This is a genomic window from Pseudomonas parakoreensis (assembly GCF_021602155.1).
Taxonomy (GTDB): Bacteria; Pseudomonadota; Gammaproteobacteria; order Pseudomonadales; family Pseudomonadaceae; genus Aquipseudomonas; species Aquipseudomonas parakoreensis.
This window is the reverse complement of sequence record NZ_BQHY01000023.1, coordinates 1-19,741: the sequence shown is the minus strand read 5'-3', so window position 1 is coordinate 19,741 and position 19,741 is coordinate 1. Positions and strand designations below refer to the sequence as shown.

25 protein-coding genes and 1 tRNA gene are annotated in these 19,741 nt (G+C 59.7%); 10 read left to right on the top strand and 16 right to left on the bottom strand.

Features of this window, described 5'->3' with window-relative positions; translation table 11 throughout:
- The first annotated feature begins 15 nt into the window (after positions 1-15).
- The 4 genes from L6D63_RS25430 (at position 16) to L6D63_RS25415 (ending at position 1,855) form a co-directional block, all read left to right on the top strand.
- Positions 16-89 (top strand) — tRNA-Gly (locus tag L6D63_RS25430).
- A gap of 266 nt (positions 90-355) precedes the next feature.
- A complete protein-coding gene (locus L6D63_RS25425; protein ID WP_007963251.1) occupies positions 356-535 on the top strand; it encodes a type II toxin-antitoxin system HicA family toxin in 180 nt (59 codons plus the stop codon).
- Between the two features lie 36 nt (positions 536-571).
- A complete protein-coding gene (locus L6D63_RS25420) occupies positions 572-979 on the top strand; it encodes a type II toxin-antitoxin system HicB family antitoxin (RefSeq protein ID WP_047292246.1) in 408 nt (135 codons plus the stop codon).
- A gap of 147 nt (positions 980-1,126) precedes the next feature.
- A complete protein-coding gene (locus L6D63_RS25415) occupies positions 1,127-1,855 on the top strand; it encodes a class I SAM-dependent methyltransferase (RefSeq protein ID WP_095667303.1) in 729 nt (242 codons plus the stop codon).
- Between the two features lie 128 nt (positions 1,856-1,983).
- On the opposite strand, the gene tam is transcribed toward L6D63_RS25415, so the two are convergent.
- Positions 1,984-2,754, bottom strand: a complete 771-nt coding sequence (tam, locus tag L6D63_RS25410; RefSeq protein WP_131669939.1) for a trans-aconitate 2-methyltransferase — start codon at positions 2,752-2,754, stop codon at positions 1,984-1,986.
- A gap of 187 nt (positions 2,755-2,941) precedes the next feature.
- On the opposite strand from tam, the gene L6D63_RS25405 reads away from it, so the two are divergent.
- Entirely contained in the window at positions 2,942-3,352 is a 411-nt protein-coding gene (locus L6D63_RS25405) for a low affinity iron permease family protein (RefSeq protein ID WP_027614440.1), read from the top strand.
- A 100-nt stretch (positions 3,353-3,452) separates the two neighbouring features.
- On the opposite strand, the gene L6D63_RS25400 is transcribed toward L6D63_RS25405, so the two are convergent.
- The 8 genes from L6D63_RS25400 to L6D63_RS25365 form a co-directional block, all read right to left on the bottom strand.
- Positions 3,453-3,956 (bottom strand): DUF4142 domain-containing protein, encoded by a 504-nt coding sequence (locus L6D63_RS25400; protein ID WP_047292232.1) that lies wholly within the window; start codon positions 3,954-3,956, stop codon positions 3,453-3,455.
- A gap of 75 nt (positions 3,957-4,031) precedes the next feature.
- The gene (locus tag L6D63_RS25395; RefSeq protein WP_080963245.1) at positions 4,032-4,190 is read right to left on the bottom strand and encodes a KGG domain-containing protein; all 159 of its coding nucleotides are present in this window, start codon (positions 4,188-4,190) and stop codon (positions 4,032-4,034) included.
- A 118-nt stretch (positions 4,191-4,308) separates the two neighbouring features.
- Positions 4,309-5,658 carry a sensor domain-containing protein gene (locus tag L6D63_RS25390; RefSeq protein ID WP_131669938.1) on the bottom strand — a complete coding sequence of 450 codons (1,350 nt, stop codon included), beginning with the start codon at positions 5,656-5,658 and terminating at the stop codon, positions 4,309-4,311.
- A 77-nt stretch (positions 5,659-5,735) separates the two neighbouring features.
- Positions 5,736-6,374: a LysE family translocator gene (locus tag L6D63_RS25385; RefSeq protein ID WP_047292229.1), complete on the bottom strand. Its 639-nt coding sequence runs from the start codon at positions 6,372-6,374 to the stop codon at positions 5,736-5,738.
- Positions 6,375-6,434: 60 nt separating this feature from the next.
- Positions 6,435-6,851: a fosfomycin resistance glutathione transferase gene (gene fos, locus L6D63_RS25380; RefSeq protein WP_131669936.1), complete on the bottom strand. Its 417-nt coding sequence runs from the start codon at positions 6,849-6,851 to the stop codon at positions 6,435-6,437.
- A 5-nt stretch (positions 6,852-6,856) separates the two neighbouring features.
- Entirely contained in the window at positions 6,857-7,573 is a 717-nt protein-coding gene (locus L6D63_RS25375) for a PA3715 family protein (RefSeq protein WP_131669935.1), read from the bottom strand.
- 37 nt (positions 7,574-7,610) lie between these two features.
- Positions 7,611-8,345 carry a PA3715 family protein gene (locus tag L6D63_RS25370; RefSeq protein WP_095667310.1) on the bottom strand — a complete coding sequence of 245 codons (735 nt, stop codon included), beginning with the start codon at positions 8,343-8,345 and terminating at the stop codon, positions 7,611-7,613.
- 22 nt (positions 8,346-8,367) lie between these two features.
- Positions 8,368-9,279, bottom strand: a complete 912-nt coding sequence (locus L6D63_RS25365) for a LysR substrate-binding domain-containing protein (RefSeq protein ID WP_236170451.1) — start codon at positions 9,277-9,279, stop codon at positions 8,368-8,370.
- Between the two features lie 77 nt (positions 9,280-9,356).
- Here L6D63_RS25365 and L6D63_RS25360 point away from each other — a divergent pair, with 77 nt between their 5' ends.
- Positions 9,357-9,845, top strand: coding sequence for a DMT family transporter (locus tag L6D63_RS25360; protein WP_131669933.1), 489 nt, complete (start codon positions 9,357-9,359; stop codon positions 9,843-9,845).
- A gap of 144 nt (positions 9,846-9,989) precedes the next feature.
- Here L6D63_RS25360 and yiaY read toward each other — a convergent pair whose 3' ends face one another.
- Positions 9,990-11,138 (bottom strand): L-threonine dehydrogenase, encoded by a 1,149-nt coding sequence (gene yiaY / locus L6D63_RS25355; protein WP_131669932.1) that lies wholly within the window; start codon positions 11,136-11,138, stop codon positions 9,990-9,992.
- 153 nt (positions 11,139-11,291) lie between these two features.
- On the opposite strand from yiaY, the gene L6D63_RS25350 reads away from it, so the two are divergent.
- On the top strand, positions 11,292-12,311 hold the full coding sequence (locus tag L6D63_RS25350) for a DUF4917 family protein (protein WP_047292218.1): 1,020 nt from the start codon (positions 11,292-11,294) through the stop codon (positions 12,309-12,311).
- A gap of 97 nt (positions 12,312-12,408) precedes the next feature.
- On the opposite strand, the gene L6D63_RS25345 is transcribed toward L6D63_RS25350, so the two are convergent.
- Entirely contained in the window at positions 12,409-12,951 is a 543-nt protein-coding gene (locus tag L6D63_RS25345; protein WP_027614428.1) for a helix-turn-helix domain-containing protein, read from the bottom strand.
- Positions 12,952-13,057: 106 nt separating this feature from the next.
- Between L6D63_RS25345 and L6D63_RS25340 the strand changes: the two genes are divergently transcribed.
- Both L6D63_RS25340 and L6D63_RS25335 read left to right on the top strand, forming a co-directional pair.
- Entirely contained in the window at positions 13,058-13,840 is a 783-nt protein-coding gene (locus tag L6D63_RS25340; RefSeq protein ID WP_131669930.1) for an aldolase, read from the top strand.
- A gap of 25 nt (positions 13,841-13,865) precedes the next feature.
- Positions 13,866-14,747 carry a dihydrodipicolinate synthase family protein gene (locus L6D63_RS25335; RefSeq protein ID WP_047292213.1) on the top strand — a complete coding sequence of 294 codons (882 nt, stop codon included), beginning with the start codon at positions 13,866-13,868 and terminating at the stop codon, positions 14,745-14,747.
- Positions 14,748-14,881: 134 nt separating this feature from the next.
- Here L6D63_RS25335 and L6D63_RS25330 read toward each other — a convergent pair whose 3' ends face one another.
- The 3 genes from L6D63_RS25330 to L6D63_RS25320 all read right to left on the bottom strand — a co-directional run bounded on the left by L6D63_RS25330 (position 14,882) and on the right by L6D63_RS25320 (position 16,319).
- On the bottom strand, positions 14,882-15,226 hold the full coding sequence (locus tag L6D63_RS25330) for a YegP family protein (RefSeq protein ID WP_047292211.1): 345 nt from the start codon (positions 15,224-15,226) through the stop codon (positions 14,882-14,884).
- 186 nt (positions 15,227-15,412) lie between these two features.
- Entirely contained in the window at positions 15,413-15,724 is a 312-nt protein-coding gene (locus tag L6D63_RS25325) for a ribbon-helix-helix domain-containing protein (protein ID WP_041070458.1), read from the bottom strand.
- Between the two features lie 13 nt (positions 15,725-15,737).
- Positions 15,738-16,319 (bottom strand): DJ-1/PfpI family protein, encoded by a 582-nt coding sequence (locus tag L6D63_RS25320; protein WP_182403013.1) that lies wholly within the window; start codon positions 16,317-16,319, stop codon positions 15,738-15,740.
- Positions 16,320-16,613: 294 nt separating this feature from the next.
- Here L6D63_RS25320 and L6D63_RS25315 point away from each other — a divergent pair, with 294 nt between their 5' ends.
- A complete protein-coding gene (locus tag L6D63_RS25315; RefSeq protein WP_131669928.1) occupies positions 16,614-17,504 on the top strand; it encodes a DMT family transporter in 891 nt (296 codons plus the stop codon).
- Between the two features lie 138 nt (positions 17,505-17,642).
- On the opposite strand, the gene L6D63_RS25310 is transcribed toward L6D63_RS25315, so the two are convergent.
- Both L6D63_RS25310 and L6D63_RS25305 read right to left on the bottom strand, forming a co-directional pair.
- Complete coding sequence (locus tag L6D63_RS25310; RefSeq protein WP_131669927.1) at positions 17,643-18,869, bottom strand: class I SAM-dependent methyltransferase; 1,227 nt, start codon at positions 18,867-18,869, stop codon at positions 17,643-17,645.
- A gap of 168 nt (positions 18,870-19,037) precedes the next feature.
- Positions 19,038-19,655, bottom strand: a complete 618-nt coding sequence (locus tag L6D63_RS25305; protein ID WP_047292199.1) for a TPM domain-containing protein — start codon at positions 19,653-19,655, stop codon at positions 19,038-19,040.
- Between the last annotated feature and the right edge of the window lie 86 nt (positions 19,656-19,741).

Genomic DNA, 19,741 nt, shown 5'->3' with positions numbered 1-19,741 from the left:
AGTCAGCCGCTCTGAGCGGGTATAGTTTAGTGGCAAAACGAAAGCTTCCCAAGCTTTAGTTGAGGGTTCGATTCCCTCTACCCGCTCCACTCAATCAGGTCTCACGTCGTGGTTATGACGGGGGATGCAGGAACAGAAAAAACCGGCCTACAGGGCCGGTTTTTTTGTGTCCGGGATTTGTCCGCATTGCCCCGTAAAGGCCTGCAACACACCCATCATTCCAACGCGAAGCCCCAGCCTAGACTGGACCTTGCCAGCGAGCCAATTAAAAGACGATGACCGCTCGGTGGTTATAGTGTTGATCAAAAAAAATCAGTAGTTATAGTACCCACCAAGCACACCACAAGGAGGTGTTGTGAATAGCCGCTTTTTAATCGGTCAACTCGTCGCAGACGGTTGGTATCTGGTGCGGGTCAAGGGCAGTCATCATCACTTCAAACATCCCATCAAACCTGGTCTGGTGACGGTGCCGCATCCAAAGAAGGATCTGCTTAAAAAAACGGCCATCAGCATTTTGAAACAGGCGCTGCTTTGACTCACGCCACCGACAGCGTCCAGGAGGTCCACGAACATGCTTTACCCGATCGCAATTTCAATAGGTGATGAAGAACATGCCTGGGGAGTGGAAGTGCCGGATATTCCCGGCTGTTTTTCTGCCGGGGATGATCTGGATGATGCCGTCGCGATGGCTCGCGAAGCCATTGAGGGTCATTTCGAAATTCTGGCAGAGGACGGTGCGCCGATCCCGCCAGCCAGCAAGCTTGGCGTGCACGTAGCGAATCCGCAGTACGCCGGCTGTGCCTGGGCTGTGGTTGATATCGACGTTACCAAATACCTGGGCAAGGCGCAGAAACTCAACATCACACTGCCCGGCTATCTGCTCAACCGCATTGATGAATATGTGCTTCATCACCCGGAAGAAAAAAGTCGTTCGGGGTTTCTGGCCTCGGCAGCGTTGAAGGTCTTGCAGCAAGGTTGAATACAAATCCGGCCCTCCGCTAGCATTTCCCCATCACCCACCACCCTCCCCTGCGCGGCCATCGACGAATACGCGTTTTGACTTTCGAGGGACTCCATGGCGCGGCCCCTGTGCCGCTGATGACCGAACTCAAAAGAGTATTTCCCCATGACGCAAAATATTTACGACGATCCTGATTTTTTCCAGGGTTATAGCCAGATGAACCGCTCCATCGGCGGTCTCGATGCCGCGCCGGAATGGCCGGCGCTCAAAGCGTTGCTGCCATCGATGCACGACTTGAATGTGGTCGACCTCGGCTGCGGCTATGGCTGGTTCAGCCGCTGGGCCAGTGAGCACGGCGCCGCTCAGGTGCTGGGGCTGGATGTCTCGGAAAAGATGCTCGAGCGCGCGCGAGAGACCACTGCGGCGGCGAACATCCGCTATGAGCGCGCCGACCTTGAGCATCTCGACCTGCCGGTCTGCCGTTTCGATCTGGCCTACAGTTCGCTGGCACTGCACTACATCAAGGATCTGCCAGGGCTGTTCGCTCATCTGTACGCGGCGCTGAAACCGGGTTCGCATTTTGTGTTCTCCATCGAGCATCCGATCTTCATGGCGCCGCGCAATCCAGGCTGGCTGGTCGACAGCGATGGCCACAAGCGCTGGCCGCTGGACAGTTATCAGATGGAAGGCGAGCGGGTGACCCACTGGCTGGCCGAAGGGGTAATCAAGCAGCACCGCACGATGGGCACGCTGTTGAATGCGTTGATCGCGGCGGGCTTTGCCATTCGCCATGTCAACGAATGGGGGCCGAGCGATGCGCAGGTGGCGGCGCAACCGGCGCTGGCTGAAGAGCGGGAGCGGCCGATGATGATGTTGGTGGCGGTGCAGCGCTGATCTGATCTGTACAAACAATATGTGGCGAGGGGATTTATCCCCGATGGGTGCGCAGCACCCGCTTAAAGGGCCTGCTGCGCAGTCCATCGGGGATAAATCCCCTCACTACAGGTGGCTGAAGGCTGGCTTCAGCGAGTCGCGACGATAAACAACCGCGGAAACGGCAACAGTACCGAGCCATCCGGCAACGCCGGATAAGCCTTGGCCACCGCCGCCAGATACTGCTGCAGGTATTGCGCCCGCTCCTCTTCAGTCAGCGGGTTCAAGAACGGAATCAAACCACTGCCCTTGAACCACTCCACCACACCCGCCGCGCCGTCTGCGAGTTGATGGTGATAGGTGGTGCGCCACACATCTACCCGCGAACAGTGTGGACGCAACATCGAGAAGTAATCGCTGGCACTCGCCATGTCGGTGCGTTGCCCGGCGGCGCCAGCCAGTTTGGCGGCCCATGGGCCATTGGCGGCGACTTCGCGCATCAGCCGATGGGAAGGCTCGTTGAGGTTGTCCGGCATCTGGATCGCCAGACTGCCTCCGTCCGACAGCTTACCCGCCAACGCCGGCAGCAACGTCGCGTGATCCGGCACCCATTGCAGCACGGCATTGGCGAAGATCACATCGAACGGCCCTTGATCCGCCCAGCTATCGATTTCCGCGATTTCGAACTGCACGTCAGGCAAGCGCTTGCGCGCCGCGTCAATCATGTCCGGCGAGCTGTCCAGTCCCCGGACCTGCGCCTGCGCAAAACGCTGCACCAGCAGCTCGGTGGAGTTACCCGGGCCACAACCGATATCGACCACCGATCGCGCCTGATCCGTGGGAATCGCCGCCAGCAGATCTCGGGCCGGGCGGGTGCGTTCATCTTCAAAAGCGACGTATTGTCTGGCGGACCAACTCATTGCGTTCTCCTGTCGGGACATTCCAGCGGTTCGTCACCATACAGGCAGTGCTGCGGACAGTTCCAGGGAGGCTTATTGCCAAGAGTGTCTGGTTGCTCGCAATGATTGGCAGGTTTCAATTGTAAGTAGAATTTTCATCGCATCCCGGATGTCTGAAATTCATGCTCTCCCAATAAGGAACATCGCAATGAAATTCGCCAAAATCTCCCAGACCCTGGCCCTTTGGGCCGGCAGCCCGAAAACGTTCATGGGCGCGTTGATCCTGATTTTTCTGTGGGGGTTGAGCGGGCCGATTTTTGATTTCAATGACACCTGGCAACTGATCATCAACACCTCGACCACGATCATCACCTTTCTGATGGTGTTCCTGATCCAGAACACGCAGAACCGTGATACCGACATCCTGCATCTGAAGCTTGATGAGTTATTGCGGGTGAACAAGGAGGCGCAGAACGCGATGCTCGGGCTGGAGTCGCTGGATCTCAAACAACTCGAGGCGTTGCGCAAGCATTACCGCAGCCTGGGGGAAAGCGAGGTGTTCGATCTTGAGGGTCTGGGGGAGAAGAGCAAGCCGAAGCAGGATTTGAATGACTGCTAAATACAGTTAAAAAAGCAAAAGATCGCAGCCTGCGGCAGCTCCCGCACCGTTCTATGCAGGAGCTGCCGCAGGCTGCGATCTTTTTGCTTTACAGGCGGTATCAGCGGCTGGCTTGCAGCGCCCGGGCCATTTGCAGATGGCTTTGCAGTTTTGGCAGTGTCTCGTCGGCAAAAGCCTTGATTTCCGGCACATCGGTCGACTGCGCTTCCTGCTGGATCTGCTGGATGGCCTCTTCGGTCGCTTTCACCTGACTGGCGGCGTAGGCCTGGTCAAAGGTTTCACCGTCCTTGACCTGCGGGATCATGCTCTTGGCCTTGTCGGCGATTTCTTCACGGGGTGCGACCGGCAAATCGAGTTTCTTGGCGATCTTCGCCAGATGCTGGTTGGCCGTGGTGCGGTCATTGATCACCACGATGGTGTAATCCTTGACCTCTTTGGATTCGGATTTCTGGTGCGCCAAGCGGCTGGCTTCAATGTCGGCCATGCCTTTGGCAGACGCATCGTTGATGAAGTCGGCAGGCGACTGGGCGAATGCCGTGCCAGCGAACAAACCCAACAGGGTGGCAACACTTAAGTGACGTATCTGGGTGGCCATCCGGCTCATGGTCGCGCCCTCCTATCTTTGCAAATTCAAGCGGGGGCTTGCGCCCCCGCCTCTCAATCAAAACAACCTCGCCGACTACTTCGACTTCTGAGCTGGCTTGCGGCCCATTTCGGCTTTCGCAGGCTCTTTGTCGACTGTCGTGGTGGTGGTTTTCCCACCTTTGCGACCGGCTTCAGAGGCCTTCGTTCGATCGTTGGCGAAGTTTCCCGAGTTGGAGTTTCTTGAATTAGGCATGATTCTCTTCCTCTTGGTGTTGATCGTTGGCGAGCAGGTGCCCGCCTAGATTGAGAATTGCCGGGCTGCCAAAGGTTTAGAAAAGTTGCCTGCACCGCGACGAACGGCGCGCACCGGTTCAGATATCAACCAGCCGATGATTGAGGCGTTTGGCGGCGTACATCGCCTGGTCGGCATGCCGGAACAGTTGCTGCTCCTCGCTGCCATGTTCGGGATAACGGGCCACGCCGATGCTTGGCTCGATATGCAGGTTGTGACCGTCCAGACGCATGGGTTGCACGAGCACCTGGCGGATTTTCTCGGCCACGCTGTCGGCGTCTTCAGCGGCGTGGATACTGTGCAGCAGCACCACGAATTCGTCGCCACCAATGCGCGCCACGGTATCGGTATCGCGCACGCAGCCCTTGAGCCGACTCGCCACGGTTTGCAACAGCATGTCGCCGACCGCGTGGCCAAAGGTGTCGTTGACCTGTTTGAAGCGATCCAGATCGACGTACAGCAACGCCATGCTTCCCGACGCATCCCGGGCGCCGGCCAGTGCAGCCTTGAGACGGTCTTTGAGTAATCCGCGATTGGGCAACTGGGTCAATTGATCGTACTGCGCCATGCGCTTGAGCCGCGCGTACAGTTGCTGGCGCTCGATGGCGGTGGCGACCTGAGCGCAGACGTATTGCAGCAGTTCCTTGTCCTGTTCGGTGTAACGTTCGCCGCCCGGCAGGCTTTTGACGATCAACGCACCGATGGTGCCGTTTTTCGAATTCAGCGGCACACCAAGCCAGCACGGTGAATCCTGCCCCGCCACCAGCGCCGCGAAATCGGATGAGGCGTCGGGGTTGTCGGGCGTCAGCAGAATCGGCTGACCGCTGCGGATGACTTGCGCACACAAACGCCCGGTGACGGTGCCCGGTTGCTCGGGCTGCAATTCGTGGTCATCAACGTGATAGGGGAAATTCAGCTGCGCACAGTGCTCGTCGTACAGCGCCACGGAAAAATTAAGCGCCGGCAGCCATTCACCGATGATCAAGTGAATGCGTTTGAACAGCGCCAGCAAGTCTTCGGCGACATGCGCCGCTTCGGAAATCGCATACAGCGCAGCCTGACGCGATTCCGCCTGCTTGCGCTCGGTGATGTCGCGGGCCACGGCGATGCGCAGCTGATCGACCTCCGACCAGCGCGCCGACCACAGTATGTTCGCGATGCGCCCATCTTTGCGCACGTAGCGGTTTTCAAAGTTGTGTTTCGGTTCACCGCCCATGATGTCACTGGCCGCTGTCAGGGTGCGCTGGCGGTCGGCCGGATGCACCAGTTCGATCATCGGCCGGCCGATCAACTCGTCAGGCGTATAACCGAAAATGCGCTCGCAGGCGGCACTGACAAAAACGAAACGGCCCTGCCTGTCTACCGCACAGACGGCATCCAGCAACAGGTCCATATAACTCGCCAACGGCGCGGAGTTTCGGCTTTCCATGGTTCAGCGTGGGTGTCCGGACAATGCAGCACTGTTCAACCATCCTTGCCCTTGATCAAGCATCCCTGCACACAATTTCAAGCCTTGTTCGGCAGCAATCCCGGTAGTGCGTGCATCAGTGCGTTTATGGCAAAACCGATAAACATCACGCCACATAAACGCGTGATCATCAGCTCGTGGCGCTGATACAGCGTGCGTACGCGACGAGCGCCAACCACGCCGATCAGAATAGCGTAGGCCAGCAAACCGCCAAGGAAGCTCAGGGCGATCAGCGCCGGCAGCATCGACCAGTTGAGCAGTTCGGCACGACTCGACAGCAACGCGGTAAACGTCGCCACCGCCACCGGGTAGGCCTTGGGATTGGTCAAACCAAACAGGATTCCGTGCCAGAACGGCTGACGCGCAGCGCCCTGCGGCTGATCATCGCTGCGCCGTTGGGCCCGCACTGCGCGCCAGCCAAGCCAGAACAGGTACAAGCCGCTGAGTACGCCGAGCACGTCAAAGGCCGTGCTGCCGATTTCCCGGGCGCCGACGATGGCGATCAGCGCGGTACTGCACCAGACCACATCACCAAGCAAATGCCCGCAAAGAAACCCCGCCCCGGCCCGACGCCCGTGTGCCGCGCCGATGCCGAACACCGCCAGAACGCCCGGCCCGGGTGTGATGCCGTAAATGAAACCAGAAGCCAGAACGGCCATTAGCAGCGATGGAGTCATGAAAAACCTGCTGTCGCCAGTGCAAATGATGGCCAGTCTATATCAGCCTGCGACGCCTGATCATGACTCGTCGTAAAAACGCATCCCCGAGTACGGTTTCAAGCGACAGGCTGCCAGTCGCGAGGCCAGATCGCCGACGTGCGCTTCGAGCTTGTGGCCATCAGGATCAAGGAAGTAGAACGAAGCACCTTCGCTGCGGTTGTCACGCCACTCCCGCACGTTCGCCGCTTTTAGCGTTTGCACGAACAACGCAAAATTCGCCTCAGCCAGGCTGAACGCGTAATGCGTGTAGTCGACGGACGGCTCGCCGCCGCGCTGCGCATCCAGCGACAGGCACAGCCACAGCCCCGGCAGCGACAGATAGGCCCCGGCGTCCCACGTGGCTTCTACACGCAGATTCAGCACGTCACGGTAGAACGCCAGACTGCGTGGCAAGTCGCTGACGGCAAGGGTCAGGTGATTGAGGCCGGTGAGCATCGGGATCAGTAACCTCTGAGGTCTTCGGGGACGGCGTACTGCTGGCCATCGTACGTCAGGGTGACCTGCTTTTTCTTCAACTCGGTGGTTTTCGATACGCACTGATTGCCAGATTGGGTGTTTTTCATTTTGCTGCCACTGGTGGTGACGATCAGATCGGCAAAACCATGGTGCACCGCAGGCCCGATCTCGACGGTGCGGCGGATTTTTCGGTTATAGCCTTCACACTTGCTGGTGAATTCACCGTGGTGCTTGTACACCACCAGCCCTTCGAGCACCGGCCGCAGTTCGTCGCCCTCGCGCACATACAGCGCCAGATCGGTTTTTTCGTAGGGAACAGCGTGGGAATTGTGCGCAAATTTCGCGCGCAGCCCAAAAGCCCGGATGTCCGGCGTCAAACGGTAGCGCGCCGTATCGATGCGTACATCCTCCAGACGCACGGCATCGGAGTTGTACGCGCCCGGTTTATGGTAAGTGGCGATGGGTTTGGCGTTGCTCGCATTGAGGAGCGCCAGCTCCAGATCGAACGCCCCGGCATCGTCGCCACCGGAGTCGGCGAGGTAGGTGGATTTGACCGAAATCGCCTGACTCGGAAACGCCGGCCAGACGTTGCAACGCGACATGGATTTGCCGTCGAAACTCTGGGTGGTGCAGGCTGCGTGGGCCTGGGTGGTGATGGCCAGCAAACCGAGGGCGAGCAGGAGTCTGGTGGGGTTGAGCATGGTTCTTCCTTGATAGCTGTTGTGTATGGCTGGCGGGTTACAGGCCTTGGAAACCGTTTGGCAAAACGTAGGATTTTCCGTCGTAGTGCAATGTTGTCAAAACGGGTTGGTTGTCAGTGGTTTCAGTTTTACATGCGTCTCCCGTCCCCACACTTGTTGTGTCTTTCTCCAAGGTTTTGACAATCAGATCTGCAAAGCCGTGAGAGCTAGTTTTAGCGATTTCTACTGTTCTTGAAATCTCATATCGCTCTCCTTCGCAGTCACCATCCCACTCGCCGCCATACCGATAAACCACTAATTTATCCAATACCGGGCGCAATTTTTCGCCCTCTTTCACGTAGAGCGAAAGCAGGTTTTCCTCCATCGGATTGATCCGGGATCCGTTAGTGGATAACGCACGTACGCCAAAGGCACGAAGATCGGTAGTCAGTGTGTAGCGAGCCGTATCGAGCGTTATTTCTCGCAAACTGACGCCATCCAATACGAATGCAGCCGCTTTGTAGTACGTCGCAATGGGCTTCGATTGAGCAGTGTCCAGAACGGACAAGTCGAAATCGTAGGTACTCAGCGCCTCAGGGTCATCAGATGGGGATCCGCGTTTAAACTGTGCAGTGGCGTTGATGGTTAATCCTGGATATGCAGGCCACTCCTTGCAGACAGAAAGATCCAGATCTCCTGCCATCGGTGTTGGTACGCAATCAGCCAACACCTGCCCCGCCATCAACCACCCACTCAGGGCCACCCAGCCGATCCATCCAGACTTCACTGTCACATCCCACTCCTTGATAACGTGTTCAGCCGCGCACTATCCCCTCCTCAATCCGGCGATTCAACCAGTTCAACGCCTGATCCCCAACCCGGCGCATATGCCACGCCAGCACAAAGGTGAACGGCGCGATCTCGAACGGTGGTGGCAGCACAATCAATTGCTGCTGATCAATGTCGCGCACGCTGCGTGACGACACGGTGAGAATCAGATCCGTGCCGCTGATCAACTGCGGCGCGACGTTCCAGTGCGGCAGGCTGATGGCGACGCGGCGGCGTTCGCGCAATGCGGTCAGGGCCCGTTCGATTTCCGGAGTGCCGCTGCCGCGCATTTCCAGCAACACGTGCGGGCGCGACAGGTAGGTCGGCAAATCCAGTACGCCGTCGGCCGGCAAGCTGCGGCGATCCAGCAGGCAGACGTAGCGTTCTTCGAACAGCACGTTGCTGCGCAATTCGTTGGGCATTTCCGGGAACACCCCGGCGGCCAAATCGATGTCGCCGTTGAGCACACCGTCGAGCATGCCTTCGCGGCTGGCGTGGCTGATCTGCAGGTCGATGCCCGGTGCCTCGCGGCGCAAGGTACGGATCAGTCCAGGCAGGATGATGGCCGCGCCGTAGTCGGACATCGCCACGCGAAAGGTCCGCCGCGCGGTGGCCGGATCGAACGTGTTCGGCGCCAGCAGCGATTGCACCTGGGCCAACGCTTCGGCGAGCGGCGCGACCAGTTCCAGCGCCCGCGCCGTGGGCACCAGCGTCGAACCGGCGCGCACCAGCAGCGGATCGCCGAGCACGTCGCGCAGGCGCGCCAGCGCATGGCTGACCGCCGGTTGACTCAGGTGTAGCCGCTCGGCGGCGCGGGTGACGTGTTGCTCGCTGAGCAAGGCATCGAGAATCACCAGCAGGTTGAGATCGATACGGCGCAGATCATTCATCTTGTGCATGTTCTGGATGACAAAACGGAATTTAAATCTGCGCGACGAATACTCTAGAGTCCAGCAAAACCTGTTGGAGTGTGATCATGAGTGCGTTGCAGTGGGCCGGCCTGTTGCTGCTGGCAGCGTTTGCCGGGGCGGTGGTGCCGTTTCAAAGTGCGATCAACAGCAATCTGGCGCGGAACCTCGGCCATCCGCTGTGGGCAACCCTGGCCTCGTTGCTGGTCAGTGTGTTGGTGTTGTTGCCGGTGATTCTGGCGTTGCGCCTGCCGCTGCCGTCGCCGGGGTTTATCAGCAAGGCACCGTTGTGGATGTGGGCTGGCGGTGCGTTCGGTGTGTGTTTCGTGGCGCTGGCAGTGATGTTGCTGCCGAAACTCGGCGCGTCGGGGTTTGTGGCGCTGGCGTTGGCCGGGCAAGTGATTGCGTCGATGCTGCTCGATCACTTCGGGTTGTTCGGGCTGGTGGAAAAACAGCTGACGGTGTCGCGGGTGTTGGGCGCGTTGTTGCTGATTGGCGGGGTGGTGTTGATTCAGTTGGGTGGGGTTTTCGAGAGGAATGTGGCGGCGGTTGGCTGATCTGAGAGCTCATGGTTTTGTGGTGTTGACGAGTCAGTCTTCGCGAGCAGGCTCGCTCCCACGGTGATCGCATTTCAACTGTGGGAGCGAGCCTGCTCGCGAAGGGGTCAGTGAGCCCTGCTGAACATATCAGGACGGCGCTTCTCAAAACGCGTTGCGGAAAATCTCCTCGATCTGCCGTTGATCCGCCGCCCGAGGGTTGGTCAGGCCGCAGGCATCTTTCAGTGCGTTGGTGGCAAGCACCGGGATGTCGCTGAGCTTGGCGCCGAGTTCGCGCAGGCCGCCGGGGATATCGACATCCCTGGCCAAACAACGGATCGCATTGATCGCCGCCTGAGCGCCCTCCTCCGCACTGAAACCACGAATGTCCGCGCCCATGGCGTGGGCGACGTCGGTCAGGCGCTCGGCACAGACCAGCGCGTTGAAGGTCTGCACATGCGGCAGCAGCACGGCGTTGCACACGCCGTGAGGCAGATCGTAGAAACCGCCCAACTGGTGCGCCATCGCATGCACATAACCGAGGGACGCATTGTTGAACGCCATGCCCGCGAGGAACTGCGCGTAAGCCATGTTCTCCCGCGCCGCGAGGTCGCTGCCGTCCCGCACGGCCAGGCGCAGGTTGTTGCTGATCAGGGTCATGGCCTTCAGCGCGCAGGCATCGGTGATCGGGTTGGCCGCCGTCGAAACGTAAGCTTCGATGGCGTGGGTCAGCGCGTCCATGCCGGTGGCGGCAGTCAGGCTTTTCGGCATGGCGACCATCAGCGCCGGGTCGTTGACCGACAGCAGCGGCGTGACGTTGCGATCGACAATGGCCATTTTCACGTGACGCGATTCGTCGGTGATGATGCAGAAACGGGTCATCTCGCTGGCGGTGCCGGCGGTGGTGTTGATGGCGATCAGCGGCAACTGCGGCTTGCTCGATTGATCGACGCCTTCGTAGTCGCGGATCTGCCCGCCGTTGGTCGCACACAGGGCGATGCCCTTGGCGCAGTCATGGGGCGAGCCGCCGCCCAGCGACACTACGAAATCGCAGCGACTGTCCTTGAGCAGCGCCAGCCCGGATTCTACGTTGGCGATGCTCGGGTTCGGTCTGGCGCCATCGAAGATCACCGAGTCGATGTCCTGCATCGCCAGCTTCTCGGCGACCATGGTCGCCACGCCAGCCTTGGCCAGCCCCGCGTCGGTGACGATCAGCGCCTTGCGAAACCCATAGTTGCGGATCGCAACCATGGCCTCGTCGAGGCATCCATTGCCCATGATGTTTACGGCCGGAATGAAAAAGGTGCTGCTCATGCGCGTCTCCTGACTGGGGCCGAATCGACTGCTCCGATCCGGCGGATGTGCACAGGATCGACTGATCGGTCACGGCTGATGTTGATCTGGCTCAACGCCCGCTCGTGATAAAGTCGCCGTCCATCCGCCCTTTGTTTTGAGACTGCCCACGCAATGACCGATTTTCTGGATGTCGACGCCACCCTCGAAGACTGGAGCGCCCTGCGTGCCACCACTGACTTCAGCGGTCTGTTGGTGGGCAATGGCGCCAGCCGCGCGGTGTGGGACGACTTTGGCTACGACTCGCTGTTCGAAAACGCGCGCACGGTGGAAGAGAAACCGCTGAGCCCGTCGGAGCTGAGCGTGTTCGATGCGATGCAGACGCGCAGCTTCGAGCAGGTGCTCGGTGCACTGAAAACCACCAGTCGGGTCAACAAAGCGCTGGCCGTCAGCTCGGCGGCACCGCGCAATCGCTATTACGCGATCAAGGAAGCACTAATCAATACCGTGCACGCCGTACACATTCCGTGGCGGCTGGTGCAGGCCTCGACCCTGGCCACGCTCAACCAAGAGCTGGCGCGTTATCACACGGTGTTCACCACCAATTACGATCTGCTCAACTACTGGGCGATCCAGCACCGCAGCGAGGTCATCGACGACCTGTTCAACGGCCCCGACGCCAGTTTCGATCTGAGCGACAGCACCAGCGCCAAACCGCGTCTGCTGTACCTGCACGGCGGTCTGCACCTGGTGCGCAATCAGGACGGCACCGCGCGCAAACTGACCTCGACCGAGGGCACCCTGCTCGGCAGTTTTGCGATCAACAACACGATCAAGACGCTGGACGACGTGCCGCTGTTCGTCACCGAAGGGCCGAGCGCGGACAAGCTCAAGACCATCCGCAGTTCGGATTATCTGTCGTTCTGTTATGAACAGTTATTGGGGCACGCGGATAACCTGTGCATCTTCGGTCATGCACTGGGCGAGCAGGATGCGCACATCGTGCGGGCGCTGCGCCTGGCGAAACCGGCGAGCGTGGCGATCTCGATCTATCCGCGCAGTGCGGCGTTCATTCAGCATCAGAAGCGCCATTACGCGAAGGTGTTCGAAGGGACCAGCGTTGCGTTGCGGTTCTTTGATGCGAAGACGCATGCGTTGGGCAATCCGAAGCTTTCAGTGCCGGTCGAGGTTTGATGTAACCGGACTGACGCCTTCGCGAGCAAGCTCGCTCCCACATTGGAACGCGAACTACTGTGGGAGCGAGCTTGCTCGCGAAGCTTTTGGGGCCAACTCATTCTTCGCTGCTGTGCACCACCACCAGCAACTGCGCCTGCACCTCGCCCACCGATCTGATCCGGTGCGGCTTCTGCGCGTTGAAATGCAGCGCATCGCCGCGTTCCAGCAGCACCCGCTCGTTCATGAAATCCACTTCCACCTGCCCTTCGTGGACGAATAGAAATTCTTCGCCCAAGTGCTCCTTGAAGGTCTTGTCGGTGAATTCGCGCGGCGGGTAGATGATGAACGGCAGCAGGTTGCGTTCACTGACCTGATGCGCCAGCACCGCATACCCCGGGCTCTGATCGTTGGCCGCCAGTGACTGGCGTTCGTGGCTGCGCACCAGGCTGTAGCTGTCGAGGCTGACGTTGTCTTCGGAGAACAGTTCCTCGACCTTAACGTTCAGCGCCTTCGCCAATTTCAGCGCGGCCGCAATCGACGGAGTGTTCAACCCGCGTTCGACTTTCGACAGATAACTCTTGGTCATGCCGGATTTTTCGGCCAGTGCCTCAAGCGTTACCCCAAGTTTTTTTCTCAATAATTTCAAACGGATAGACATGCGCAGCGGTTATTCCATCAAGGAAGCGACGATTCATGCTTGCTTATGACACTTTGTGTCATATAGGCTCTTTCGTGTCATTTGCAATCACCCAAAGGACACAGACATGGCCAAGACATTAGCACTACCCAAAGAGCAACTGGTCAAGCAAGCGCTGACCCAAATGCAAAAAAGCCTGGCGGATAATACGTGGACTGACCGGCAAAAGCTGGCGCTGACCTGCCGGATCCTGTTCGAGAGCAGTCACGACTCCGGTCTGGCCGGACAAATCACCGCTCGCGGCCCACAACCGGGAACCTATTACACTCAGCAACTGGGCCTGGGTTTCGATGAAATCACCGCGAGCAATCTGCTGCTGGTCAACGAAGACCTGGAAGTGCTCGAAGGTCACGGCATGGCCAACCCGGCCAACCGTTTCCACAGCTGGGTCTACCGCGCCCGGCCGGACGTGAACTGCATCATCCACACCCACCCGACGCACATTGCCGCGTTGTCGATGCTCGAAGTGCCGTTGGAAATCTCCCACATGGACCTGTGCCCGCTGTACGACGACTGCGCGTTTCTCGAAGGCTGGCCGGGGGTGCCGGTGGGTAACGAAGAAGGCGAACTGATCGCCGGTGCGCTGGGCGACAAGCGCGCCATTCTGCTATCGCACCACGGCCAGCTGTCGACCGGCAGCACGATCGAAGAGGCCTGTGTCATCGCCCAGCTGATCGAGCGCGCCGCCAGACTTCAACTGCTGGCAATGGCCGCCGGTACGATCAAACCGATCATTCCGGCGCTGGGGCGCGAAGCCCACGACTGGGTGTCGAAACCCAAGCGCCACGCCGCCGCTTTCAATTACTACGCTCGGCAGAACCTGCGCCAACACGCCGATTGCCTGAACTGACTTCAGCTCTTCAAGGAGACACCGCATGTCCAACATTCACGGCATCATCGGTTACACCATCACCCCGTTCAGCGCCAACGGCGAAGGCCTCGATCTGCCGGCCCTCGGCCAATCCATCGATCGCCTGATCGACAGCGGCGTCCACGCCATCGCCCCGCTGGGCAGCACCGGCGAAGGCGCCTATCTGAGCGACGCCGAATGGGATCAAGTCGCCGAGTTCAGCATCCAGCACGTCGCCAAACGGGTGCCGACCATCGTCAGCGTGTCCGACCTGACCACCGCCAAAGCCGTGCGCCGCGCGCGCTTCGCCGAAGCCCACGGCGCCGATGTGGTAATGGTGTTGCCCGCCTCCTACTGGAAGCTCACAGAAGCGGAAATCCTCGCCCATTACCGCGCCATCGGCGACAGCATCGGCGTGCCGATCATGCTCTACAACAACCCGGCCACCAGCGGCACCGACATGTCGGTCGAGCTGATTCTGCGCATCGTCAATGGCGTGGAAAACGTGACCATGGTCAAGGAGAGCACTGGCGACATTCAGCGCATGCACAAGCTGCAATTGCTCGGTGAAGGCCAGGTGCCGTTCTACAACGGCTGCAACCCATTGGCGCTGGAGGCGTTTGCCGCCGGGGCCAAAGGCTGGTGCACCGCCGCGCCGAACCTGATCCCGCAGTTGAACCTGGATCTGTATGCGGCTGCGCTGGCCGGTGATCTGGAACACGCACGCAAGCTGTTCTATCGCCAGTTGCCGCTGCTGGATTTCATCCTCCAGGGCGGTTTGCCGGCGACGATCAAGGCTGGATTGCGCGAGACGGGGCTGGAAGTCGGTGATCCGCGGTTGCCGGTGTTTCCGTTGAGCGAAGCTGGGCAAGCTCAGCTAAAAGCAATCCTCAAGACCCTGCGTTGATCTCACACACAATTACCTGTGGGAGCTGGCTTGCCAGCGATAGCGGTGTATCAGTCAACATCAATGCTGAATGATAGGCCCTCATCGCGGGCAAGCCCGCTCCCACAGGAGCTGTGTGAAATTTGAGAGGGAATTCAGAGTACCGGCAAGGTCTTGTCCTTGATCACTTTGCTCGGCCCGTTGGCCTTGACGCTGGCGATGCCTTTGGCACACGCGGCGTCGTTGGAGTAGGACTCGCTGCTGCCGATGATCTGGTGGTTGGCAGCCTTGAGGTTGAAGTAAGGATGACCATCCTTGGTGGTCTTTTTCTCGTAGCGTTCATCCAGCGGGCTGTTGGTCTGCACCGCTGCAATGCCATTTTCAGCAGCGCTGCGGGTGGTGTAGAGCTCGCTGGTGAGAATGGTTTCAGCGTTAGCGGCCTTCAGCACAAACCTGAACTGGCCGTTGCTGCTTTTGCTCACTTCGTACCATCCGGACATGCTCGATTCTCCTTGGCGGTTGAGGGGTTTCGCGCTTCAGAGTAAAGACCAGCCCAAGACTTCTGTCGCCTGTACCGGCCTCTTCGCGGGCAAGCCCGCTCCCACAGAGTTCGTCAGCGATCACAAAATTTGTGAGCACCAGAGAAACCTGTGGGAGCGGGCTTGCCCGCGATGGGGTCAACTCGGTCAGGACTGTTTCACCACTGCTCGCACCACCGACAACTGCGGCTCTGTCACCCGCCGCTGACTCAGATAGCGCGTACAACTCACCCGCAGAAACGAAGCAAAATTCACCACCTCGCCGCGATAATCCATCACCTCTTCATACAGCTTGGCGATCAACTGGTTGGTGGTCATGCCATCGACTTCGGCGATTTCGCTGAGGATGTCCCAGAACTGATTTTCCAGGCGCAGCGTCGTCACCACGCCGCAGATACGCAGTGAGCGCGAGCGGGATTCATAGAGAATCGGGTCGGCCTTGACGTAGAGCTCGCACATCGGCGAATCCTCGTTACAGGGTGATTTGGGTGCCGAGCAGGCCGAGGAAACCCGCCAGCCAGTTCGGATGCGCCGGCCATGCTGGCGCAGTCGCCAGATTGCCTTGAACGTGGCCGTCGGTCACCGGGATATCGATGAACGTGCCACCGGCCAGCCGTACTTCCGGGGCGCAGGCCGGATAGGCGCTGCACTCGCGTCCTTCGAGAACGCCCGCCGCCGCCAGCAGTTGCGCGCCGTGGCAAACCGCGGCAATCGGCTTGCCGGCCTTGTCGAAGGCGCGCACCAGTTCCAGGACTTTATCGTTCAGGCGCAGGTATTCCGGCGCACGGCCGCCGGGGATCAGCAGCGCGTCGTAATCGGCCTCGGCGACCTTGGCGAAGTCGAAGTTGAGGGCGAACAGGTGCCCGGGTTTCTCGCTGTAGGTCTGATCGCCTTCGAAGTCATGGATCGCGGTGCGCACGGTCTTGCCGGCGGCCTTGTCCGGGCACACGGCGTGCACGGTGTGGCCGACCATCTGCAGGGCCTGGAACGGCACCATCACTTCGTAGTCTTCGACGTAATCGCCGACCAGCAACAGGATTTTTTTCGCGGCCATGGGGAGGACTCCTCTGGGAATGGGCTTGCAGGAGTCTTCAAGGTAGACCTTATCCGTTCGGGCGGGTAACAACCGGCTACTACCGAGTTGACTTCATCGCTGGCAAGCCAGCTCCCACAGGTTCTGAGGCGATCACCGATTTGGCGCTCAACGCCATCACTGTGGGAGCTGGCTTGCCAGCGATGGCAATCTCGAACTGTACGGATAAGTCTTTGCCTAGCTGTAACAGCCAGAAGTCCACGGTTTATGGCTTGATGAAGGTCGTTCTCTGCCACCTTCGATTTCGGTGTTCCTATGTCCTCACGCGAAAACACCGGCATGGCCCTCGGCCTGCTCGGGGTTGTGATTTTCAGCCTGACCCTGCCCTTCACCCGGATCGTGGTGCAGGAACTGCATCCGCTGCTCAATGGCTTGGGCCGGGCACTGTTCGCGGCGATTCCGGCGGCGGCGCTGTTGCTCTGGCGACGCGAGAAGTGGCCGAGCTGGCAGCAGATCAAAGGCCTGAGCCTGGTGATCGCCGGGGTGATTCTCGGCTTCCCGGTGCTGTCGGCATGGGCCATGCAAACCTTGCCGGCGTCCCACGGTGCGCTGGTCAACGGTTTGCAACCACTGTGTGTGGCGCTGTATGCGGCGTGGCTGTCCCATGAACGCCCCTCGAAAGCCTTCTGGGCCTGCGCCGCACTGGGCAGTGCGCTGGTGCTCGGTTACGCGTTGTACACCGGGGCCGGCAGCATTCAGGCCGGCGACTTGTTGATGCTCGGCGCGATTGCCGTGGGTGGTCTGGGCTATGCCGAGGGTGGCCGGTTGGCCAAGGAAATGGGCGGCTGGCAGGTGATCTGCTGGGCGCTGGTGCTGTCGACGCCGCTACTGATCGGCCCGGTGTTGTACCTGGCGCTGCAGCATCATGGCGCGGTGTCAGCCAAGACCTGGTGGGCGTTCGGCTACGTGGCGCTGTTCTCGCAGTTTCTCGGCTTCTTCGCCTGGTACGCCGGGCTGGCGATGGGCGGGATCGCGCGGGTCAGTCAGATCCAGTTGCTGCAGATTTTCTTCACCATCGCGTTTTCGGCGTTGTTCTTTGGGGAACATGTGGAACCGATTACCTGGGTGTTTGCCTGCGGGGTCATCGCGACGGTGATGCTCGGGCGCAAGACCGCTGTGCGTCCTGCCCAACCGGCCACTGCATGACCACCGCCCCTCGAATGACGAGCGCATGCCCCTGTAGGAGCTGCGGCACGCTGCGATCTTTTGATGTTGCCTTTAAGATCAAAAGATCGCAGCGTGCCGCAGCTCCTACAGGGTTTCGTGTCGGATCAGTATCGGGTGTCAGGCGAGGAAGCCGTCGGCGCGCAGCAGGGTTTCCAGACAGTGTTCGCTGATGTTGTAGAAGTCCTTGAGTTCCTGAATCTTCACCAGCAGTTGGGCCGGGTCCACCGGCTCGGCGCGCTTCACCGCGAGAATCATCTTGTTCTTGTTGGTATGTTCCAGTGAGATGAACTCGAACACCTTGGTCTCGTAACCACAGGCTTCGAGGAACAGTGCACGCAGGCTGTCGGTGACCATTTCCGCCTGTTGGCCCAGGTGCAGACCGTATTGCAGCATCGGCTTGAGCAGTGCCGGGCTCTGGATCTGCAGGCGGATCTGTTTGTGGCAGCATGGTGAACACATGATGATCGACGCGCCGGAGCGGATACCGGTGTGGATCGCGTAGTCGGTGGCGATGTCGCACGCATGCAAGGCAATCATCACGTCCAGTTCGCTCGGCGCCACGCTGCGCACGTCACCGCACTTGAACACCAGGCCCGGGTGTTCCAGTTTCGCTGCGGCGGCGTTGCACAGGTTGACCATCTCCTCGCGCAGCTCGACGCCGGTGACTTCACCCTCGGCCTTCAGCGTGTTGCGCAGGTAATCGTGAATCGCGAACGTCAGGTAGCCCTTGCCCGAACCGAAATCCGCGACCCGCACCGGTTTGTCCAGCGCCAGCGGTGACGAGGTCAGCGCGTGGCTGAAGACTTCGATGAACTTGTTGATCTGCTTCCACTTGCGCGACATCGCCGGGATCAGCTCATGCTGCGCGTTGGTCACACCCAGGTCCTTGAGGAACGGTCGGCTCAAGTCCAGAAAACGGTTTTTCTCGCGGTTGTGCTCGGCGGACGGCGCTTCACGCAATTGCTGAGGTTTGCTCTTGAACAGCGAAGACTTGCCTTTTTTGCTGTATTCGAGCTGGGCTTCGTCGGTCACGGTCAGCAGATGCGCATTCTTGAACGCCGCCGGCAACAGCTCGGCAATCACCGCCACGCCTTCGCTCAGCGGCAGGTTCTTGGTGATGTCGCGGGTCTTGTAGCGATAAACGAAGGACAGGTTGGGCTGCGCCTTGACCGTCACCGCTTTGATGATGATCCGCTGCAGCTCCGCCTCTTCGCCCACGTATTTGGCCAGCACCAGTTTGATGAAGCCGTTCTGTTCGAGGCTGGTTTGCAGCAGCTCGATGAACTGGGCGTGATGATCGGGCGCCGGTTTGGCAGACGGCGCGGATGGGGCGTTAACGGACATGAACAAGCAGCCTCGGGCGGGGCGAAACGGGAATGGCGGGTATTTTAGGGGGGATGGCGGTTGGGGACACGCTCTTATTTACCCAACGGCAAAAATCAAAAGATCGCAGCCTGCGGCAGCTCCTACAGAAGACAGTGCAGGAGCTGCCGCAGGCTGCGATCTTTTGATCTATGCCAACACAATCAACCGATTGGGCAATTCATTCCTCACCTGCGTCACCGGCACATGCACCTTGAGCAATTCACCGCAGGCCTCGATGCAGGTGATGAACCCCTCAAGCGTACGCCCCTGCCGCACCTGCTCGGTGAACGCGGCAACAATCGCGTCCCAGCTCTTGTTGTCCAGCCGCCGGGAAATCCCTTCGTCCACCAGAATCTCCACGTAACGTTCGGCCTCGCAGACAAAGATCAGCATCCCCGTGCTGCCGACGGTGTGGTGCAGGTTCTGTTCGAGAAACTGTCGCCGCGCCAGATTCGACGCGCGCCAGTGCCGCACGCGGCGCGGGATCAGGTGGGTGGTGACTTTCGGCAGACGAAACAGCAGGCACAGGACGATAAACAGCCCCCATTGCACCAGCAACAGGCTGCGCATGGTCAGCCAGCCAGTCAGGTAATGAACGATGCCCGGCACCAGCAGCGCCAGCAGGCTGGCCCACAGCAGCGGGATGTATGCGTAGTCATCGGCGCGCGCCGCCAGCACCGTTACCAGTTCGGCGTCGGTGTCGCGCTCGACCCGGGCGATCGCCTCGGCGACTTTGCGTTGTTCGTGTTCGGTCAGTAATGCCATGTCGAAAAGTGCCTGATCATTATTGTTGTGTGTTCACCAGCCGCCGGACGATCCGCCGCCGCCAAAACTGCCCCCGCCGCCGCTGA

What these genes read in the sequence shown, in the direction of transcription:
- L6D63_RS25400 (WP_047292232.1), bottom strand. Translation starts at nt 3,956, where the DNA reads ATGAGCCGGATGGCCACCCAGATACGTCACTTAAGTGTTGCCACCCTG.
- tam (WP_131669939.1), bottom strand. Translation starts at nt 2,754, where the DNA reads ATGAGTTGGTCCGCCAGACAATACGTCGCTTTTGAAGATGAACGCACC.
- yiaY (WP_131669932.1), bottom strand. Translation starts at nt 11,138, where the DNA reads ATGAGCAGCACCTTTTTCATTCCGGCCGTAAACATCATGGGCAATGGA.
- L6D63_RS25335 (WP_047292213.1), top strand. Translation starts at nt 13,866, where the DNA reads ATGTCCAACATTCACGGCATCATCGGTTACACCATCACCCCGTTCAGC.
- L6D63_RS25375 (WP_131669935.1), bottom strand. Translation starts at nt 7,573, where the DNA reads ATGCTCAACCCCACCAGACTCCTGCTCGCCCTCGGTTTGCTGGCCATC.
- L6D63_RS25420 (WP_047292246.1), top strand. Translation starts at nt 572, where the DNA reads ATGCTTTACCCGATCGCAATTTCAATAGGTGATGAAGAACATGCCTGG.
- L6D63_RS25310 (WP_131669927.1), bottom strand. Translation starts at nt 18,869, where the DNA reads ATGTCCGTTAACGCCCCATCCGCGCCGTCTGCCAAACCGGCGCCCGAT.
- L6D63_RS25305 (WP_047292199.1), bottom strand. Translation starts at nt 19,655, where the DNA reads ATGGCATTACTGACCGAACACGAACAACGCAAAGTCGCCGAGGCGATC.
- L6D63_RS25360 (WP_131669933.1), top strand. Translation starts at nt 9,357, where the DNA reads ATGAGTGCGTTGCAGTGGGCCGGCCTGTTGCTGCTGGCAGCGTTTGCC.
- L6D63_RS25315 (WP_131669928.1), top strand. Translation starts at nt 16,614, where the DNA reads ATGTCCTCACGCGAAAACACCGGCATGGCCCTCGGCCTGCTCGGGGTT.
- L6D63_RS25320 (WP_182403013.1), bottom strand. Translation starts at nt 16,319, where the DNA reads ATGGCCGCGAAAAAAATCCTGTTGCTGGTCGGCGATTACGTCGAAGAC.
- L6D63_RS25385 (WP_047292229.1), bottom strand. Translation starts at nt 6,374, where the DNA reads ATGACTCCATCGCTGCTAATGGCCGTTCTGGCTTCTGGTTTCATTTAC.
- L6D63_RS25415 (WP_095667303.1), top strand. Translation starts at nt 1,127, where the DNA reads ATGACGCAAAATATTTACGACGATCCTGATTTTTTCCAGGGTTATAGC.
- L6D63_RS25340 (WP_131669930.1), top strand. Translation starts at nt 13,058, where the DNA reads ATGGCCAAGACATTAGCACTACCCAAAGAGCAACTGGTCAAGCAAGCG.
- L6D63_RS25325 (WP_041070458.1), bottom strand. Translation starts at nt 15,724, where the DNA reads ATGTGCGAGCTCTACGTCAAGGCCGACCCGATTCTCTATGAATCCCGC.
- L6D63_RS25405 (WP_027614440.1), top strand. Translation starts at nt 2,942, where the DNA reads ATGAAATTCGCCAAAATCTCCCAGACCCTGGCCCTTTGGGCCGGCAGC.
- L6D63_RS25345 (WP_027614428.1), bottom strand. Translation starts at nt 12,951, where the DNA reads ATGTCTATCCGTTTGAAATTATTGAGAAAAAAACTTGGGGTAACGCTT.
- L6D63_RS25395 (WP_080963245.1), bottom strand. Translation starts at nt 4,190, where the DNA reads ATGCCTAATTCAAGAAACTCCAACTCGGGAAACTTCGCCAACGATCGA.
- L6D63_RS25365 (WP_236170451.1), bottom strand. Translation starts at nt 9,279, where the DNA reads ATGCACAAGATGAATGATCTGCGCCGTATCGATCTCAACCTGCTGGTG.
- L6D63_RS25390 (WP_131669938.1), bottom strand. Translation starts at nt 5,658, where the DNA reads ATGGAAAGCCGAAACTCCGCGCCGTTGGCGAGTTATATGGACCTGTTG.
- L6D63_RS25330 (WP_047292211.1), bottom strand. Translation starts at nt 15,226, where the DNA reads ATGTCCGGATGGTACGAAGTGAGCAAAAGCAGCAACGGCCAGTTCAGG.
- L6D63_RS25350 (WP_047292218.1), top strand. Translation starts at nt 11,292, where the DNA reads ATGACCGATTTTCTGGATGTCGACGCCACCCTCGAAGACTGGAGCGCC.
- fos (WP_131669936.1), bottom strand. Translation starts at nt 6,851, where the DNA reads ATGCTCACCGGCCTCAATCACCTGACCCTTGCCGTCAGCGACTTGCCA.